This is a genomic window from Saccharothrix stipae (genome assembly GCF_054781895.1).
In genome coordinates this window covers 165,682-184,459 of record NZ_BAAGTN010000031.1, presented here as the reverse complement: position 1 = coordinate 184,459, position 18,778 = coordinate 165,682, and the positions used below count along the sequence as shown (strand labels likewise).

Sequence of the window (18,778 nt, the reverse complement as noted above, 5' to 3'; positions counted from 1 at the left end):
GTCCCGCCTGCACGGGGCCGGGCACCGCGCCGTCGAGACCCGTTCACCGCCCGGCCGTGCGCCGGTGACCTGCGGTCCGACGATCTCCGCACATGTGCGGTCCGCGCGCCCGTCCGCCCGCAAATCTGGGGGCGGTGCCCCCATGTGCGCCACCGGACGCCATGACACGTTGTGCGCGTGTTCCCCTCCGCCGTAGACCGGCCCCCGGCAACGTGGTGGCACAGCGGTGTGCACGGGAACGCCCGAGAGCTGGTCGTCCCCCGTGGACGGCCCTCATGGGCCGCGTTCGTGGAACGCGCCACCACGACCGCGGCCCGTGCAGACTTACCCGGCGACAGCTGGGACGCCGACGACCCGACCGAGGCGTTCGCGTTCGCGCTGAGACCGCTGGTGCACGCGGCCGCGGCCCTCGACCCCCGGCTGGACGCGGACTTCGCCCGCGCGCTGGGCAGGCGGCTGGCCCGGATCGCCGCACGCACCCTCGTGCTGGAGCTGAACCTCGAACGGGTCGGCGGGCGGCTCGCCGGTGACACGCCGCGGGAGCGGTTCGCCGACTTCGTCCGCCAGGTCGACCTGCCCGCGCTGTTCGCCAGGTACCCGGTGCTGGCCCGGCTGCTCGGCCAGACCTGCCTGCACGCCGTGGACGCGCACCGCGAGCTGCTGGACCGGTTCGCGCTGGACCGGCCGGAGATCGTGCGGACCCTGCTCGACGGCCGCGACCCCGGCCCGGTCGCGCACGTGGAGACCGGTCGGGGCGACCCGCACGCGCGGGGCCGTTCGGTGGCCGTGCTGACCTTCGCCGACGGGCGCCGGGTCGTCTACAAGCCCCGGCCGGTGGCCCTGCACCAGGCGTTCGCGGACCTGGTGACGTGGTTCGACGGGCACACCGGCCTTGGCCTGCGGCTGCCGCGGGCGCTGGCCCGACCCGGGCACGGGTGGCTGGAGTTCGTGGCGCACCGCCCGTGCGCCGACGTCACCGAGGTCGGCCGGTTCTACCAGCGGCTCGGCGCGCTGATCGCGCTGCTGTACGCGGTGGACGGCACCGACATGCACTACGAGAACCTGATCGCGGCGGGCGACCAGCCGGTGCTGGTCGACGTGGAGACGTTGTTCCACCCCACGGTCGACGTCCCGGCGGACCCGGCGGTCCGCGCGCTGGCCCGGTCCGTGCACCGCACCGCCGTGCTGCCGCGCGTGCTGCTGGGCGAGCACGGCGCGCTGGACGTCGGCGGCATGGGCGGCGACCACGGCGAGCGGCCGCCGTCCGACGGGGTGGCGTGGCTGCACCCCGGCACCGACCGGATGCGGCTGGTGCGCAGGCCCGCGCCGCTGCCGCCGGCGCACAACCGTCCCGTGGTGGACGGTCGCGAGGCCGAGCCCGCCGACTACCAGGGCGCGCTGCTGGCCGGGTTCCGGATCGGCTACGACGCGCTGTACGACCACCGCGCCGAACTGCTCGGCCCGGACGGCCTGCTGCACGCCTTCGCGGACCTGCCGGTGCGGTTCGTGCCGCGGATGACCCAGCTGTACGCGACGTTGCTGGACGAGTCGACCCACCCGGACGCGCTGGGCTGTGCGTCGGCCCGCCAGGACGTGCTCGACCTGCTGTGGGACGGCGTGGTGGCCGACGAGGTGCTGCACGCCCTGGTGCCGCACGAGATGCGCGACGTGTGGGCGGGCGACGTGCCGCTGTTCACCAGCCGGCCGGGCAGTCGCGACGTGTGGACCTCCGCCGGGCAGCGGCTGCCCGACCTGCTGCCCGCGTCCGCGCTGGACGCGGTCACGGCCAAGGTCGCCGCGCTGGACGAGGTGGACAAGCACGACCAGCAGTGGCTGATCAGCGCCGGGCTGGCGAGCAGGCCGCGCCCCGTGGACCACCGCACCGGCCGGGGCGTGTCCGCGCCGGTCGAGGCGGGCGTCCCCGACCCGCAGCGGCTGCTGGTGGCCGCGTGCGGCATCGCCGACGAGGTGCTGGCGCACGCCACGACCTCCGACGGCCGGGTCAACTGGGTCGGTTTGGAACTGGTGGACGACCGGCACTGGGCGGTGGCCCCGATGGGCGCCGGGCTGTCCAACGGCTACACCGGCGTCGCGTTGTTCCTGGCGCAGCTGGGCGAGCTCACCGGTGCCGCCCGCTACACCGGGTTCGCGCGGGACGCGCTCGCGCCGATCCCCGGTCTGCTGGCCGCGTTCGCGCGGGACGCCGAGATGGCGGCGGCCGTGGGCAGCGGCGCGTTCCACGGGCTCGGCGGCATCTGCTACGCGCTGGCCCGGCTGGCGAACCTGCTGGGCGACGCCGAGATCACCGACTGGCTTGGCGCCGCGCTGGACGTCGCGACCGCCGTGTCGGCCGCGGGCGACGAGCCGGCCAACGTGGTCGAGGGCTGGGCGGGCGGCCTGGCCGCGATGCGGGCGGTGCGGGCGGAGAGCGGATTGCCCGCCGCCTCGGCGTTGGCCCGCGCCTACGCCGACCGGCTGCTCACGGCCGCTCCCGGCGGTGACGGCTTCGCCCGCGGCCGCGCGGGTGTCGGCTGGTCGCTGCTGCGGTACGCGCGAGCCGTGGGCGACGACCGCTACGGTGTGGCGGGCCGCGCGCACCTGCGCTCGGACCACGCGCTGCGGCAACGCCTGCTCGACGTGACCGAGGCCGACCACAGCTGGTGCTCCGGGTTGTCCGGCGCCGTGCTCGCGCACTGCGCCCACCCGGGCCAACCGGTCGACGCGCACACGCTGCACCTCGACCGGTGCCTGAACGCCCTGGCGGTGCACGAACCGCTGCGCGACCTGAGCCTGTGCCACGGTGAGCTGGGCGTGGTCGAGGCGCTGACCGTCGTCGCGGAACGCGGGCACGGCATGGCGGCGGCCATGCGCAACCGGCGCGCCGGGTTGGTCCTCGGCGCGCTGGACCAGTACGGGGCGCGCTGCGGCACGCCCGGTGGCGTGCCGTCGGCCGGTCTGCTGACCGGGCTGTCCGGCATCGGCTACGGCTTGCTCCGCCTCGGTTTCCCCGAGCAGGTTCCCTCCGTGCTCCTGCTCGGATCAACGCACGACATCCACCCCCGCGAGGAGAACACCCGATGATCGACGCCAACCACGACGAGGTCCCCACCTGGCGCGAAGACCAGGACGGCGACCACCCCGCCGGTGAGATGGCGCTGTCCCGCAAGGCGAAGGCGGGCGCCCGCGCCCGCGCGCTGGCGGGGCTGACCATGGCCGTCGGCGCGTACGCCGCGGTTGCCGTCAGCGAGAGCACGATGACCACCGTGAGCGCGCCGGGGCTGCCCCTGTAACGAGCCGCGCCCACCGCCGAACTGCCCGCACTGGGGGTGTGGGCAGTTTGGCATGCGGCCGATCGGCTTGACTAAGGTCGGCGCATGCACACCCGCGCGCCGGTCGTGGTCGGCCGCGACGAAGAACTCCGCGTGCTCGAGCGAATGCTGGCCGACGCAGGCCGCCACCGCGGCCGCGCCGTGTTCCTCGTCGGCGAGCCGGGCATCGGGAAGACCCGGTTGGCGCGCTTCGCCGCCGGCGCCGCGTTCGACCGCGGCATGCGGGTGCTGCGCGGTCGCGGCAGCACCATCGGGCCGATCGTGCCGTTCCGGCCGCTGGCCGAGGCCCTGATGTCGTTGCTGCGCTCCAGTGACGGCATCGACCTGCGCGAACTCGGCCCCTACCAGCCCGCGCTCGGCCGGTTGGTGCCCGAGTGGAGCCCGGAGACGGGGTCACCGGAGGACCAGCGGCCAGCGCAGTCGGTGCTGGTGCTGGCCGAGGCGGTGCTGCGGCTGCTGGCCGTGGTGGGCCGGTCCCAGCCGTGCCTGGTGGTGCTGGAGGACCTGCACGACGCGGACGCCGAGACGCTGGCGGTCGTCGACTACGTGGTGGACAACCTCGACCAGGCGCCCGCCGCGCTGCTGGTGACCACCCGTGCCGACCCCGGCCCCACCCTGGACGTGGTCCGGCTGGCCGCCCAACGGCAGGCGGGCGTGCTGCTGGAGCTGCGCCGGTTGGACGAGCGGCAGGTGCGCCGGATGGTGGGGCTGTGCCTGGAGGCGGAGGACCACGAGGTGCCCGCCGAGGTCGTGCAACGGCTGTGGGCCGACAGCGCGGGCAATCCGTTCGTGGTCGAGGAGATGGTGCACGGCCTGGTCAACGGCGGTCTGCTGGTGCGCGGGCCGGGCGGCTGGCAGGTGCTCGGCGAACTGCGCATCGACGTGCCGTCGGCCGTGGTGCGGTCGATCGCGCACCGCACCGACCGGCTGGGGCCGCAGGGCCGCGAGGTGCTGTCGGTGGCCGCCGTGCTGGGCCACCGGTTCCCGCTGTCGGTGCTGCGGCGGGTGACCGGCATGGACGACCGGGGCCTGCTGTCGCACCTGCACGCGGGCGTCGCCGCGCAGCTCGTGACGCCGGACGAGCCGGTGCCCGACTGGTACGCGTTCCGGCACCCGCTGACCGCCGAGGCCCTGCTGGCGCAGATGCCGCCGCCGCACCGGGCGGAGCTGGCGCGGCGGACCGCCGACGCCGTGCACCAGCTGCACCCCGACCTGTCGGGTGAGTGGTGCGCGTTGGTGGCGTCGCTGCGCCTGGACGCCGGGCAGACCGCCGAGGCGGGCGCGCTGCTGGCCGAGGCGGGACGGCGGGCGCTCGCCGGTGGCGCGGCCGGGTCGGCGGTGCGGCTGCTCGACCACGCGCACCGGCTGCTGGCCAGCGAGGTCGACGTGTCGATCCGCGCCGACGTGCTGGACTCGCTGCTGCCCGCGCTGGCCGAGGCGGGCCAGTTCGAGCGGGCGTTCGCGCTGGTCGACGCGGTGACCGAGCTGAGCGCCGCAGGGCTGAGCCGGGTCCGGCGGGCCGAGCTGCACACCAAGCTGGCGCAGGTGGCCAACACCGCGGGCCGGTGGACCGACGGCATGGCGCACGTGGAGACGGCACGCGCGCTGCTCGGCGCGGACGCGGCCGACGAGCACACCGCGCGGCTCGACGCGGTGGCGGCGTTCCTGACGTTGAACCTGGAGGCGCCGGACCGGATCTCCTCGGCCGAGTTCCTGGCCCGTCGCGCGGCCGACGCGGCCAAGCGGGTGCCGCTGCCCGAGGTGGGCTGCGAGACGTGGCAGCTGCTGGGCGTGCTGGCCCGGGACCGCGACCTGGACGAGGCGGCCGAGTGCTTCAGCCGGGCGCGGGCGCTGGCCGAGGAGCACGGGCTGCCGATCCAGCGGGTGTACGCGGTGATCCGGCAGGCCGGGCTGGACTGGCTGGCCGAGGGGAAGTCGGTGGAGCTGGCCGAGGCGCGTGAGGAGGCGTTGCTGATCGGCGCGATCAGCGTGGCCTACAACGTGGACGCGATCCTCGGGCTGGACGCCGTGCTGCGCGGTCAGTACGCGGTCGCGGCGGAGCGGCTGGTGCACACCGTCGCGGACACCCGGCGGTTGCAGCTCAAGCACCTGACCCTGTACGGGTTGATGGCGCAGGCGACGGCGGCCGCGCACCAGGGCAGGCGGGCCGAGATGGACGCCGCGATCGAGGCGTTCGACCAGGTGGGCGGGGTCGGCTCGCAGGAGCGACCGCTGTGCTTCGGGTTGGCCCGGGCGTTCTGCGCGCTGCTGGAGGAGGACCGCGCGGCGGCCGGGCACGACCTGGCGCGGGCGATGGCGCACGAGTCGGAGACGCCCACGGTGTACCACCTGTCCGGCAGGCACGGGCTGCGGTTGCTGCTGGACGCGCTGTCCGGGGCGTTGGACCTGGACGGCTACCTCGCGGTGACGCGGTCGGCGGCGGCCCGGATGCGCTGGAACCGGGGGTTCGCGCAGTTCGCGCTGGCCGTGCTGCTGGGCAGGCTCGGCCGGGAGGCGGAGGCGGCGCAGGCCGTGCGCGCGGCCCGCGAGGCGGCGGCGATCCACCCGCTGGCCCGCAACCTCGGGCTGCGGCTGGTGGCCGAGGCGGCCGTGGCCGACGGGTGGGGCGAGCCGGTGGCCTGGTTGCGCAGCGCCGAGGAGTACTTCCACCAGGCCGGTCAGCCCGCGGTGGCCAGCGCGTGCCGCGGGCTGCTGCGGCAGGTGGGCGCGTCGGTGCCGCAGCGGCGGACCGGGTCCGACCAGGTGCCGCGCGAGCTGCGGGCGCTGGGCGTGACCGTGCGCGAGTTCGAGGTGTTCCGGCTGCTGGCGGGGCGGTTGGGGAACAAGGCGATCGCCACCCGGCTGCACATCTCGCCGCGGACGGTGGAGAAGCACGTGGCCAGCCTGATCACCAAGACGGCCCAGCCGGACCGGGAGTCGCTCAGCGCGTTCGCGGCGTCGCTCGGACCCGCCGACCGGCCCTAGCAAGGCGGTCGCGGGTCCGTTAGACCTGGTGCGGTGAGAATCCTGGTGGCAGTGGCGCTGACGATGGTCCTCGGCGGCGGGGTGGCGCAGGCGTCGCCGGCCGCTCCGGAGGCGACGGGCACTGAGACGACGAGCACCGAGACGACGGAGACGGAGGCGGTGGGGACGGATGCGACGGGCACGACTCGCGGTCCGTGCGCGTACACCGTGACGCCGGACGAGCCCGCCGCACGCCCCGTGCCGCTGCCGCCGGACCCCCGGCACACGCCGGACCGCGGCCACCCCGAGGTGCTGCTGAAGACCAACCAGGGCCCCGTGCCGCTGGTGCTGGACCGCGCGAAGGCGCCGTGCACGGTGCAGAGCTTCCTGCACCTGGTGCGCAAGAAGTTCTACGACGACACGACGTGCCACCGGCTCACGGCGTACCCGACGCTGAAGGTGCTCCAGTGCGGCGACCCGTCCGGCACCGGTGAGGGCGGTCCCGGTTACCGGTACAAGGACGAGCTGCCGACCGACCTCGCGCCGGCCCCGAACGACCCCACCGGCCTGCGGCGCATCTACCCGCGCGGCACCCTGGCCATGGCCAACGCGGGCCCCGACACCAACGGCAGCCAGTTCTTCCTGGTCACGTCGGATTCCGTGCTGCGGCCCAACTACACCGTGTTCGGCCGCGTCACCGCCGCCGGGCTCGCCACCCTGGACCGGGTCGCCGCGGGCGGCATCGCGCCGAACCCGGACAGCGAGGTCGACGGTCGACCGGCCCTGACCACGGACATCCAGCGCGCCAAGCGCACCTGCTGAGCCTCGGCGGACCGCGCCTCAGGAGACGGGCGCGGTCACGCGGATGTCGGCGTTCCAGTCGGTGAAGCGGTGCAGGCTGCTATGGAAGACGTTGTCATCCAACGTCTTCAGCACCTGCTCCACCCGCACCGGCAGGTCGCCCGGGCCCACCCACACGGTGGCGGAGGCGGTGAACCCCTTCTCGTAGGCCGCCAGCAGTTGGGCGCGCCGCGAGCTGTCGGCGGTCCGCTCGGCCTGCTGCCTCAGGTCGACGAGCATGGTGTAGCGGTGCGTCGGCACGCCGTCGAGCTCCTCGTCGCCCTTGGCCACGACCAGGCCGCCGGCGAGGGACTCCACCACCGACACCGGGTCCACCTCGTCGGCCAGGCCCGCCACCGTGGTGTCCGCCCGCACGGGCACGCGTTGGGTCAGGGCGAGCCTGGTCCACGCGCCGCCCTCGGTGCGCGAGTAGCCGGCGTCGGCCAGCACGACGACGTCGGTGGACGAGCCCTGCCGCAGCGACAGCAGCCGGCCCTCGCGGGCGCGCAATAGGCCGCCGGAGAGCGTCACCCGCAACCCCGACGTGGTCGTCTCGGCGTCGAACCGGACCGACCGCTGCTCGTCGGCGCGGGCGGCCAGCGAGGTGATCAGCGTGGCGCTGTCGTCCACCGCCGGGCCCAGGGTGGGCGTCGGCAGGGCCGTCCGCTCCGCGCAGCCCGCCAGTGCCACCGCGGCCAGCACCAACGCGACGACGGACCTGCGCATGACTCCCCCCACGGATGGTGAACCCACATCTTCCCGCACCCGCGACCGATAAGGAGTACGAACCCCGAAAGTGCCTCGGCTACCGTCGGGGCCATGCCCCACGTGCTCTCCGTCAACGTCGGCTCCCGCACCGAGTTCGACCAGGCCGACGTCGGCCACACCGGCATCGGCAAGCGCCCCGTGCCCGGTCCCGTGGACGTCCGCGCACCGGGCCCGCGCGGCACGGGCGGCAGCGGCGTCGTCGGCGACCACATCTCCGACCTGCGCCACCACGGCGGCGCGGACCAGGCCGTCTACGCCTACGCGCGGGAGGAGCTGGACGAGTGGTCGGTGGAGCTCGGCCGCGACCTGCCGCCCGGCCTGTTCGGCGAGAACCTCACCACGGTCGGTCTGGACGTGTCCGGCACGCGCATCGGCGAGCGGTGGCGGATCGGTGCCCTGCTGCTCCAGGCGACCAGCCCGCGGGTGCCGTGCCGGACGTTCGCCGGCGTGATGGAGGAACGCGGGTGGGTGAAGACGTTCACCCGACGAGGGCTTCCCGGGGCGTACTTCCGGGTCTTGGAGCCCGGCACGATCACCACCGGTGACGAGATCACGGTCGAGCACCGGCCCGACCACGACGTCACGGTGGCCCTCGCGTTCCGCGCCCTGACCCTGGAGCCCGCGCTGCTGCCGGACCTGCTGCTGGTCGGTGACGACCTGCCCGAGGACCTGCGACGCCGGGTCGAGCGGCGGACGTTCGACCCGGCGTAGCGGTCGGCGGCGCTCAGGCCAGCGCGGACAGCTTCTCGAACTCCTCGTCGGTCAGCTCGATCCCGGCCGCCGCCACGTTCTCCTCCAGGTGCGCGACGGAGGACGTGCCGGGGATCGGCAGCACGACCGGCGACCGGCGCAGCAGCCACGCCAGCGCCAGCTGCGCGGGCGTGGCGCCGTGCTCCTTGGCCGCCGCGTCGAGCACCCCGCCCGGTCGGGCCAGCTCGCCGGTCGCCACCGGGAACCACGGGATGAACGCGATGCCCTGCTCCGCGGTGCGCTCCAGCACGGCCTCGTGCCCGCGGTTGGCCAGGTTGTACAGGTTCTGCACGCTCGCGATCGGCGCGACCGCCTGGGCGGCCTCCAGCTGGGCGACGTCCACCTCGGACAGCCCGATGTGCCGGATCTTGCCCTCCTCCTGGAGCTTGCGCAGCTCGCCGACCTGGTCCTCCAGCGGGTAGTCCGGGTCGATGCGGTGCAGCTGGTAGAGGTCGATGCGCTCGACGCCCAGCCGGACGAGGCTGGTCTCGACGGCCTGGCGCAGGTAGGCGGGCTTGCCCAGGACCGGCCACTCGTTCGGGCCGGTGCGCAGCAGGCCGCCCTTGGTCGCGATGACCAGGTCGTCGGCGTACGGGTGCAGCGCCTGCCGGATCAGCTCCTCGTTGACGTGCGGGCCGTAGGCGTCCGCGGTGTCGATGAAGTTGACGCCCAGCTCGACCACGCGGCGCAGCACGGCGATCGCGTTGTCGCGGTCGGCGGGGTATCCCCAGATGCCCTCACCGGTCAGCCGCATCGCGCCGTAGCCGAGGCGGTTGACGGTCAGGTCCCCGCCCAGCGAGAAGGTCTCAGACACCTCTGGTGCTCCTTGGAACTCGGGTGACGCTCGGATCTCCTCTCGCGCCAACCCGGCGGAGCGCGTCGGTTGTTCCCGGTCGGGCGAACCGACCGACGCGCGTCCACCTGGTGGAACCCGCTACTGCTTGGCGACCAGCGTGAGCACGTCGTACTTGGCCACCGACTCGCCCTTCTGGTTGACCAGGTCGGCGTCCCAGCGGACCTCGCCGTAGTCCTGGTCCTCACGCGGCGTGATCTGCTTCGCGGTCAACGTCACGGTCAGCTCGTCGCCGGGGAACGTGGGCGTGAGGAACCGCAGGTTCTCCAGCCCGTAGTTGGCCAGCACCGGCCCCGGCTCGGGCGAGACGAACAGGCCCGCCGCGAACGACACCACCAGATAGCCGTGCGCGACCCGGCCGCCGAAGAACGGGTTCGCCGCGGCGGCCTCTTCGTCCATGTGCGCGTAGAACGTGTCGCCGGTGAACTCCGCGAAGTGCTCGATGTCGGCCAGCGTCACGGCCCGCGGCCCGGCCACGACCGTGTCGCCGATCCTCAGCTCCCGCAGCGACTTGCGGAACGGGTGCACGTCCGACTCGGTGCGCGGCGCGCCCGCCACCCACCGCCCGGTGACCGCGCTCAGGATCCTCGGGCTCGCCTGCACGGCCGTGCGCTGCATGTGGTGCAGCACACCGCGGATGCCGCCCATCTCCTCGCCACCGCCCGCGCGGCCCGGCCCGCCGTGCACCAGCATCGGCAGCGGTGAGCCGTGGCCGGTGGACTCCTTGGCGTCGTCGCGGTCGAGCACCAGGACGCGGCCGTGCCACGGCGCCACGCCCAGCACGACGTCCCGCGCGAAGTCCTCGTCGTGCGTGACGACGGAGCCGACGAGGCTCCCCGCACCCCGTGCCGCCAGCTCGACCGCGTGGTCGGCGTCGCGGTAGGCCATCAGGGTCGACACCGGCCCGAACGCCTCCACCTCGTGCGGCTGGGCGTGGTCCGGGTCGGCCTTGAGCAGCACCGGCGACAGGAACGCGCCGCGCTCGGCGTCGGCGTCCACCACGTCGACCCGGTCGAGCGAGCCGTACACGACGTCACCGACCTCCAGCAGCGCCTTCAGCGACCGCCGGACCTCCTCGCGCTGCTCCAACCCGGCCAGCGCGCCCATCCGCACGCCCTCGTTCGCGGGGTTGCCGATGACGACCTTGGCGAGGCGCGCGCTCGCCGCGTCGGCGACGGCGTCCAGCAGGGAGGCGGGGACCAGGGCGCGCCGGATCGCGGTGCACTTCTGGCCGGCCTTGGCCGTCATCTCGCTGACGAGCTGCTTGACGAACAGGTCGAACTCGGGTGTGCCCTCGACCGCGTCCGGGCCGAGGATCGAGCAGTTCAGCGAGTCGGCCTCGGCGTTGAACCGCACGCTGTTGCGCACCACGGTGGGGTGGGTGCGCAGCACCTGGGCGGTGGACGCGGAGCCGGTGAAGCCGACCAGGTCCTGCCCGGTCAGGTGGTCGAGCAGGTCGCCCGCGCTGCCGGTGACCAGCTGCAACGAGCCCTCCGGCAGCAGGTCCGAGGCCAGCATCAGCTCGACCAGCTTCTCGGTGACGTAGGCCGTCTGGGAGGCGGGCTTGATCAGCGACGGCACGCCCGCGATGAACGCGGGGGCGAACTTCTCCAGCGGGCCCCACATGGGGAAGTTGAAGGCGTTGATCTGGACCGCGACACCGCGCAAGGGGGTGGCGATGTGCTGGCCGACGAACGTGCCGCCCTTGCTCAGCGGCTCGACGTTGCCGTCCACGTGCACCTTGGCGTTGGGCAGCTCGCGCTTGGCCTTGCTCGCGTAGCCGAACAGCACGCCGATGCCGCCGTCGACGTCGATCAGCGAGTCGGTCCTGGTGGCGCCCGATCGGGCGGACAGGGCGTACAGCTCGTCGCGGTGTTCCCGCAGGTTCGAGGCGAGGGCCTTGAGCAGGGCCGCGCGCTGGTGGAACGTCAGCTCCCGCAGCGCGGGTCCGCCGACGCGCCTGCCGTGGTCCAGCGCCGCCGCCATGTCGATGCCGTGCGACGAGATGCGGGTGATCTCCTCGCCGGTCACCGCGTCGTGCAGCGGCACGCCTTCGACGGACGGAACGTGCCAGCGACCGGACACGTAGCTGCGCAGCATGGCCATCGGGGGTCGACCTCCTCGTCGGGCCGGTGGGTGTCCCGGCATGACCCGACAGTAGAGCCTCCCTACTTTCATCGTGACTTGATTCAACCCATGCAGTAACTTCTGCCTGGCCGCCGCCTCCAGTGAAGGGAGTGTCGATGAAGACACGAACCGTGGTGGGCGCGATCGTGCTCGCCTTCAGCGGGCTGGTCGTGCCTGCCGCACAAGCCGCCCCGGCACCGGCCGCCGACGTGGGCACGATGGCGGTGACGTTCGCCGAGGAGTTCAACGGCCCGGCGGGCACGCGGGTCGACGGTGCCAAGTGGAACACCGAGGTCGGCGACAACAACGGCAACAACCGCGAGCACCAGTACTACACGACGTCGGCGAGCAACGCGGCCATGGACGGCGCGGGCAACCTCGTCATCACCGCCCGCCGCGAGAACCCCGGCAACTACAACTGCTGGTACGGCCGCTGCCAGTACACCTCGGCCCGGATCAACACCGCGGGCAAGTTCACCACGACCTACGGCAAGGTCGAGGCTCGGATGAAGATGCCGCGCGGCAAGGGCATCTGGCCCGCGTTCTGGATGCTCGGCCAGGACATCAACTCCGGCAACCCGTGGCCGGGCAGCGGCGAGATCGACATCATGGAGTTCTTGGGCCACGACCAGGACACCGTGTACGGCACCATCCACGGTCCGGGGTACTCCGGTGCCGGCGGTATCGGCATGGCGTACAACGGGCCGAACTTCGCCGACGGCTTCCACACGTTCGCCATCGAGTGGTCGCCGAGCGGTATCGCGTGGTCCGTGGACGGCAACGTCTACCAACGCCGCACGCCCGCCGACGTCGGCGGCAACCAGTGGGTGTTCAACAAGCCGTTCTTCATCATCCTCAACCTGGCGGTCGGTGGCGAGTGGCCGGGCTACCCGGACGCGAGCACCACGTTCCCGCAGCAGTTCGTGATCGACTACGTGCGCGTGTCGACGCTCGACGGCAACCCGCCCGCAGGCGGTGGCCGGATCACCGGCATCGGCGGCAAGTGCGTGGACGTGGCCGGCGCGAACTCGGCCAACGGCACGCCCGTGCAGCTGTGGGACTGCAACGGCACGGCCGCCCAGCAGTGGTCGCGCCCCGGTGACGGCACGATCCGCGCGTTGGGCAAGTGCCTGGACGCGACGTCGGGCGGCACGGCGGACGGCACGTTGGTGCAGTTGTGGGACTGCAACGGGACCGGCGCGCAGCGGTGGGCGGTGAGCGGTGCGAACGACATCGTGAACATCCAGGCCAACAAGTGCCTGGACGCCCAGAACAGCAGCTCCGCCAACGGCACGAGGCTGCAACTGTGGACCTGCTTCGGGACCGCGAACCAGAAGTGGACCGTCGCGTGAGCAGCGCGGCGTGAGCGGGGTATGCGGACCCTGAACGGGCCGGAAGCGACCGAAGCCGACCACGACCGCCGACTCTCCCCGGCGATTGTGACGGCCGCAGGTCGAGGCGGGCGCGACGCGACTGCTCGCGCCCGCCTCCTTCTACGGCGGTACCCCGACGACCGTGATCCCGGCCCGGCGCACCCCTCAGTCGGAATGTCACGCCGCCCCTGGCGGTTGACCTCGTCGTGAGGCTTTCCGTGCTGGACCGGTCGCGAGTGCGGGCCGGGCACAGCCATGCCGAGGCGCTGCGCGACACGGTCGCGTTCGCCCGCCAAGCGGAGCAGCTCGGCTACCACCGCTTCTGGGTGTCCGAGCACCACGGCGTGCCCGGCGTGGCGGGCTCCGCGCCCACCGTCCTGGCCGCCGCCGTTGCCGCCGCGACGTCCCGGATCAGGGTCGGCACCGGCGGCGTGATGCTGCCCAACCACCAGCCGCTCGTCGTGGCCGAGCAGTTCGGTGTGCTGGAGTCGCTGTTCCCGGGCCGGATCGACATGGGCCTGGGCCGTTCGGTCGGCTTCATCGAGGCGGTCCGCCGGGCGTTGGGGCACGACAAGGAGGACGCCGCCGAGTTCGGCCCACGGCTCACCGAGCTGCTGGGCTACTTCACCGGCGACCAGGCGGTGCGTGGCTACCCGGCCGACGGCCTGCGCGTGTCCCCGTTCGTCCTGGCCACCGGCGCCGGTGCCCGCGTGGCGGCGGCACACGGCGTCCCACTCGTCATCGGCGCGTTCCGCGGCGAGGACGCCATGATCGACGCCATCACCACCTACCGCGCCGAGTTCCGCCCCTCGACCTGGGCGGCGGACCCGTACGTGGTGGTCTCGTCGACGGTCGCCGTCGCGGACACCACCGAGGACGCCTGGCGACTCCTCGTGCCGGAGGCGTGGTCGATGGCCTACTCACGCACGCGGGGCGAGTTCCCACCCCTGAGCGCGCCGCACGACATCCTCGCCCAGCCCATGACGGACCGTGAGAGGACGCTGTTCGAGCAGTCGTTGCAGGGACAGATCTACGGCACACCGTCGGAGGTGGCCAAGGCCCTGGACACCCTGATCGACCACACCGCCGCCGACGAGGTCCTGGTCACCACCAGCACCCACGACCGCGCCGCGATGCTCGACTCGTACCGCCGACTGGCCGAGCTGTACCCCTGACCGATCCACCCCCGACCGATCCACCCCTGACCGAGATCTACCCCTGGCCGCGCTCGACCAGCCCTGGCCTCGCCGGCGCCGAACCTTGAGCGTGTTGAGCCAGCTCGACCTCGATGAACGCGCCGATCATCGCCCGCCACACCGCTTCCGCGACCGCGGGCTCCAACCCGGCGTCCAACGCCCGCTCCCGCACGGAAGCGATCACCTGGGCGACCCGGTCGGGCGCCCGGACCGCCTTGTCGTCCGCCTTGAACGACGCCGCGGCCCGCACCAGCCCTTGCCGTTGGGCCAGCAGGCGCACCAACTCCGAGTCGATCAGGTCGATGCGCGCACGGACCTCCGCCAGCGACGTGGGTGGTGAGGACGATGCGGGTTCGGACACGCCCGCCATCATCCACGACCCACACCACAGGCGGCCACCACAGGCAGGCACCAGCAGCGATCGCCACCGGTAACCATCGCCGGCGACGCACCCAGGTCAGTGGTCGCTCAGTGGTCGCGCTGCCGTTCGACGCGCCCGAGTCGGTGGTCGCGTCGCAGTGGTCGCGTTGTCAGTGGTCGCGTTGCTGTTCGGCGAGGAATCGCTCGAACTCCGCGCCGAGCTCATCCGCGCTGGGCAACGGCTCGTCGTCGGCCACCAGCAGGTTCTCCGACGCCTCGGTGAACGCGTCGTACTGCCGCTCCAGCGCCTCGACCACCTGCCCGACCTCCGCCGACTCCGCCACCTGGCGGGTGATCTCGGCGTCCGTCCGCCGAGCCGCCTCGTTCAGGGCGGCGGCCTGGATGACCAGCCCGGTCGACTTCGTCAGAGCCTGGAGCAGGCCCAACGCCGCCGCCGGGTAGGTGCCCTGCGCGAGGTAGTGCGGGACGTACGCGGCGAAGCCCATCGCGTCCAGACCCGCCTGCCCCAGCCGGAACTCCAGCAGCGCCGACAGGTTGCCCGGCACCTGCACCCGGCTGAACGGCGAGCCGTCCACGACCAGTTCCGGCCTGGTCGCGTGCGAGATCACCGACAACTTCCGGGTGTGCGGAACGCCCATCGGGATGCCGTGGAAGCTGACGGCAAGACGCAGACCCCACCGCTCGATGAGCGACTTGACCGCCGCCACCACCGCTTCCCACCGGCGATCCGGCTCAGGGCCGGTCATCAGCAGGAACGGCGTGCCCACCGCGTCGTGCAGCAGGTAGACCACCAACTCCGGGGTGTCGTAGGACTCCCACCGGTCGGTTGCGTAGGTCATCGTCGGCCGCCGGGCGCGGTAGTCGATCAGATCGTCGACGTCGAACCGGGCGATCACCCGATGCTCGTGCACTTCGAGCAGGTGGGCGACGAGCGCCCCGCCCGCCGCACCGGCGTCCATGAAGCCGTCGAAGTGGTGCAACAACACCGCTCCGGTCAGGTCCGGGACGTCGGAGTCGACCTCGTACAGATCCTCCGGGTCCAGCGCCACCGCATGCCTCCCCAAGTGCTCACATGACAGTCCTCCCCTCCTCCAACGTCGAGTGACCACTGATCCATTCCCCGATCCCGTCGAGCATCCGGGCGAGACCGAATTCGAAGAGCGTGTCCAACTCCATGTCCAGCTCAGCGCCCACGGCCCGGCTGAACCTCGGGAACCTCCCGGAGGCGGCGATGTCCAGCAGGGCCGGCGCCTGCCAACTCACCCACTCGCCCCCGGTGATCCCGGTGTCCCGCCGCTGTTCGGCTCCGCGCCCGACGGGCTCGACGGGCCCGACGGGCTCGATGTTCACCGCGACACCTCGCACGAAGCCGAACACCGTCACCGCGGCGCGCATCATCTCCTCCAGGCTCAACCCCTTCCCGTCGAGCGCACTCAACATCCACTCGGTGTGCGCGACCGCGCTGGGCAGCAGTTGCGGCCTCGTCATCGACATGGCCGGCGCCAGCCACGCGTGCTTCCGGAACAACTCCCACTGCACCCTCGCGCACACCTCCAGCCGCTCCCGCCAGGTCTCGGGCGCGGGGTCGGGCAACTCCTCCTCCCGCAACACGTGGTCGATCATCCGAAGGACCAGTTCGTCCTTGTTCTCGACGTGCCGGTACAGCGACATGGTCGCCACGTCCAGCTGTGACGCCACCCTCCGCATCGACACCCCGTCGAGCCCGTCCGCGTCCGCGACGCGGATGGCGGTGAGGACCAGCCGCTCGCCGGTGAGGTCGGTCTCCTGCGCGCGCGGCCGCGCAGCTTCCCCACCCTCCGGCGACACGACCGTGCCCACACCGGCCACGGGACGCACGAGGCCCTCGGTGCGCAAGGTGACCAAGACCTTGGTCGCCGTGGCCATCGCGACGTTCCACTCCACGGTGATCTCGCGCGTCGACGGCACCCGATCACCGGGGCGCAGTTGGCCCGACTCGATCCGATCGCGGATCTCGCGCGCTATCCGCTGGTAGATCGCGTCAGTCATGCCCGCCTCCTCGAAGGTAGTGCACCAGAGCCTAGCGCACTAGTGCACCATCGGGTGATTGCCGAGATCAGCCCGCAATGTACGGTGTACATGTGAACAGCGTACAAATCAGCCGCCAAGCATGCCCGGCCCCTCACGACCAGAGCAGTGGGCGTCCGCGGCCCGATGCCGAAGTCGTGGACGAACGGAGCGAGGACCGCCGCCCGCGGAGCTTGACCTCCAGCTCACTGCAGGTCTTACGTTCCCGGCATGGACATGGAAACCACCGCCTGGATGTCGCTGTACCACGTGACGAACGCGCAGGACGACAAGCGGCCGTTCTCCGTCGCCACCTTCCGCCGGATCTGGCTGTTCGCCCGCCCCCACCGGGCGCGGCTGGCCCGGTACCTCGGGTTGAGCGTCGTCGTGGCGGTGCTGGCGGTGGTGACGCCGGTCCTCGCGGGCCGGATCGTGGACGCGATCGTCAACGGCTCGACCTACCAGGTGGTGCTCGGGCTCGCGGCCGTGATCGCGGGCATCGCGATCGCCGAGGCGGGGTTGGGCCTGGTGACGCGGTGGTTGTCGGCCGGCATCGGCGAAGACCTGATCCTCGACCTGCGGACCACGGTGTTCGACCACGTGCAACGGATGCCGATCGCGTTCTTCACCCGCACCCGGACCGGGGCGCTGGTGAGCCGGCTCAACAACGACGTGATCGGCGCGCAGCGGGCGTTCAGCGACACCCTGTCCAGCGTGGTCGGCAACCTGGTCACGCTGGCGCTGACGCTGGCCGTGATGATCAGCCTGTCCTGGCAGATCACGCTGCTCGCGCTGGTGCTGCTGCCGGTGTTCGTGGTGCCCGCACGGCGGATGGGCACGCGGCTGGCGCGGCTGGAACGTGAGGCGGCCAACCACAACGCGGCCATGGGCACCCAGATGACCGAGCGGTTCTCGGCGCCGGGCGCGACGCTGGTGAAGCTGTTCGGCCGGCCCGCGCACGAGTCGGCGGAGTTCGCGAACCGGGCGCGGCGGGTGCGGGACATCGGTGTGCGCACGGCCATGGTGCAGACCGTGTTCCTCACCGCGCTGACGCTGGTGTCGGCGCTGGCGTTGGCCGTGGTGTACGGGTTGGGCGGGTTCTACGCGCTGCGCGGCGAGTTGGACCCGGGTTCGGTGGTGGCGCTGGCGTTGCTGCTGACCAGGTTGTACGCGCCGCTCACGGCGCTGGCCAGCGCGCGCGTCGAGGTGATGAGCGCGTTGGTGAGCTTCGAGCGGGTCTTCGAGGTGCTCGACCTGAAGCCGTTGATCGCCGAGAAGCCCGACGCGCGGTCGGCGCCGGACGGGCCGGTGTCGGTGGAGTTCGACCACGTCCGGTTCGCCTACCCCGCCGCGGACAAGGTGTCCCTGGCGTCGTTGGAAGAGGTCGCGGTGCTCGACAACCGCGGCGGGGTGGAGGTGCTGCACGACGTCTCGTTCCGGGCCGAGCCGGGCCAGGTGGTGGCGCTGGTCGGCTCGTCGGGAGCCGGGAAGTCCACGATCGCGTCCCTGCTGCCCCGGCTGTACGACGCGGACTCGGGTGCGGTGCGGCTGGCGGGGGTGGACGTGCGCGACCTGACGGCCGACTCGATCCGCGACGTGCTGGGCATGGTCACCCAGGACGGCCACCTGTTCCACGAGTCGATCCGGTCGAACCTGCTGCTCGCGCAGCCGTCGGCGACGGAGGAGGACCTGTGGGACGTGCTGCGCCGGGCACGGCTGGCCGACCTGGTGGAGTCGCTGCCGGACGGGCTGGACACCGTGGTCGGCGAGCGCGGCTACCGGCTGTCCGGTGGTGAGCGGCAGCGGTTGACGATCGCCCGGCTGCTGCTGGCGAAGCCGCGCGTGGTGATCCTGGACGAGGCCACCGCGCACCTGGACTCCACCTCCGAGGCCGCGGTGCAGGCCGCGTTGGGTGAGGCGCTGCACGGGCGGACGGCGGTGGTCATCGCGCACCGGCTGTCGACGATCCGGGCGGCCGACCTGATCCTCGTGGTGGAGGGCGGTCGGGTGGTGGAACGCGGCACGCACGCCGAACTGCTCGCCGCGGGCGGGCGTTACGAGGAGCTGTACCGGACCCAGTTCGCGGAGGAGGCACAGATGTCGTAGTGCGAGCAGTCCACGACGAGGCCGCGTGCACAGCTCGCGGGGCGT

Annotated in this window: 14 protein-coding genes; 8 read left to right on the top strand and 6 right to left on the bottom strand. The window is 72.8% G+C overall.

Annotation, left to right across the window (positions count from 1 at the left end; genetic code table 11):
* Nucleotides 1–288: 288 nt before the first annotated feature.
* The 4 genes from ACYVLT_RS39225 to ACYVLT_RS39210 all read left to right on the top strand — a co-directional run bounded on the left by ACYVLT_RS39225 (nt 289) and on the right by ACYVLT_RS39210 (nt 7,115).
* Entirely contained in the window at nt 289–3,081 is a 2,793-nt protein-coding gene (locus ACYVLT_RS39225) for a type 2 lanthipeptide synthetase LanM family protein (RefSeq protein WP_461125226.1), read from the top strand.
* On the top strand, nt 3,078–3,290 hold the full coding sequence (locus tag ACYVLT_RS39220; protein WP_461125225.1) for a hypothetical protein: 213 nt from the start codon (nt 3,078–3,080) through the stop codon (nt 3,288–3,290). The genes ACYVLT_RS39225 and ACYVLT_RS39220 overlap by 4 nt, the downstream gene beginning before the upstream one ends.
* 84 nt (nt 3,291–3,374) lie before the next feature.
* Nucleotides 3,375–6,314, top strand: a complete 2,940-nt coding sequence (locus ACYVLT_RS39215) for an ATP-binding protein (RefSeq protein ID WP_461125224.1) — start codon at nt 3,375–3,377, stop codon at nt 6,312–6,314.
* A 63-nt stretch (nt 6,315–6,377) separates the two neighbouring features.
* Nucleotides 6,378–7,115, top strand: a complete 738-nt coding sequence (locus ACYVLT_RS39210; protein WP_461125411.1) for a peptidylprolyl isomerase — start codon at nt 6,378–6,380, stop codon at nt 7,113–7,115.
* 18 nt (nt 7,116–7,133) lie between these two features.
* Here ACYVLT_RS39210 and ACYVLT_RS39205 read toward each other — a convergent pair whose 3' ends face one another.
* Complete coding sequence (locus tag ACYVLT_RS39205; protein WP_461125223.1) at nt 7,134–7,859, bottom strand: hypothetical protein; 726 nt, start codon at nt 7,857–7,859, stop codon at nt 7,134–7,136.
* Nucleotides 7,860–7,952: 93 nt separating this feature from the next.
* Between ACYVLT_RS39205 and ACYVLT_RS39200 the strand changes: the two genes are divergently transcribed.
* Nucleotides 7,953–8,612: an MOSC domain-containing protein gene (locus ACYVLT_RS39200; RefSeq protein ID WP_461125222.1), complete on the top strand. Its 660-nt coding sequence runs from the start codon at nt 7,953–7,955 to the stop codon at nt 8,610–8,612.
* Nucleotides 8,613–8,625: 13 nt separating this feature from the next.
* Here the strand turns inward: ACYVLT_RS39200 and ACYVLT_RS39195 are convergent, their stop codons facing one another.
* Nucleotides 8,626–9,465 (bottom strand): aldo/keto reductase, encoded by an 840-nt coding sequence (locus ACYVLT_RS39195; RefSeq protein WP_461125221.1) that lies wholly within the window; start codon nt 9,463–9,465, stop codon nt 8,626–8,628.
* Nucleotides 9,466–9,585: 120 nt separating this feature from the next.
* Nucleotides 9,586–11,610: a phenylacetic acid degradation bifunctional protein PaaZ gene (gene paaZ / locus ACYVLT_RS39190; RefSeq protein WP_461125220.1), complete on the bottom strand. Its 2,025-nt coding sequence runs from the start codon at nt 11,608–11,610 to the stop codon at nt 9,586–9,588.
* 137 nt (nt 11,611–11,747) lie between these two features.
* On the opposite strand from paaZ, the gene ACYVLT_RS39185 reads away from it, so the two are divergent.
* Both ACYVLT_RS39185 and ACYVLT_RS39180 read left to right on the top strand, forming a co-directional pair.
* Nucleotides 11,748–12,983, top strand: a complete 1,236-nt coding sequence (locus tag ACYVLT_RS39185) for a family 16 glycosylhydrolase (RefSeq protein ID WP_461125219.1) — start codon at nt 11,748–11,750, stop codon at nt 12,981–12,983.
* A gap of 227 nt (nt 12,984–13,210) precedes the next feature.
* A complete protein-coding gene (locus ACYVLT_RS39180; protein ID WP_461125218.1) occupies nt 13,211–14,179 on the top strand; it encodes an MsnO8 family LLM class oxidoreductase in 969 nt (322 codons plus the stop codon).
* A 37-nt stretch (nt 14,180–14,216) separates the two neighbouring features.
* Here the strand turns inward: ACYVLT_RS39180 and ACYVLT_RS39175 are convergent, their stop codons facing one another.
* The 3 genes from ACYVLT_RS39175 to ACYVLT_RS39165 form a co-directional block, all read right to left on the bottom strand.
* Complete coding sequence (locus ACYVLT_RS39175; protein WP_461125217.1) at nt 14,217–14,561, bottom strand: chorismate mutase; 345 nt, start codon at nt 14,559–14,561, stop codon at nt 14,217–14,219.
* Between the two features lie 169 nt (nt 14,562–14,730).
* Nucleotides 14,731–15,630: a proteasome assembly chaperone family protein gene (locus ACYVLT_RS39170; RefSeq protein WP_461125216.1), complete on the bottom strand. Its 900-nt coding sequence runs from the start codon at nt 15,628–15,630 to the stop codon at nt 14,731–14,733.
* A gap of 19 nt (nt 15,631–15,649) precedes the next feature.
* The gene (locus ACYVLT_RS39165; protein WP_461125215.1) at nt 15,650–16,609 is read right to left on the bottom strand and encodes a TetR/AcrR family transcriptional regulator C-terminal domain-containing protein; all 960 of its coding nucleotides are present in this window, start codon (nt 16,607–16,609) and stop codon (nt 15,650–15,652) included.
* Nucleotides 16,610–16,882: 273 nt separating this feature from the next.
* Here ACYVLT_RS39165 and ACYVLT_RS39160 point away from each other — a divergent pair, with 273 nt between their 5' ends.
* Entirely contained in the window at nt 16,883–18,733 is a 1,851-nt protein-coding gene (locus tag ACYVLT_RS39160) for an ABC transporter ATP-binding protein (protein ID WP_461125410.1), read from the top strand.
* Nucleotides 18,734–18,778: the final 45 nt, after the last annotated feature.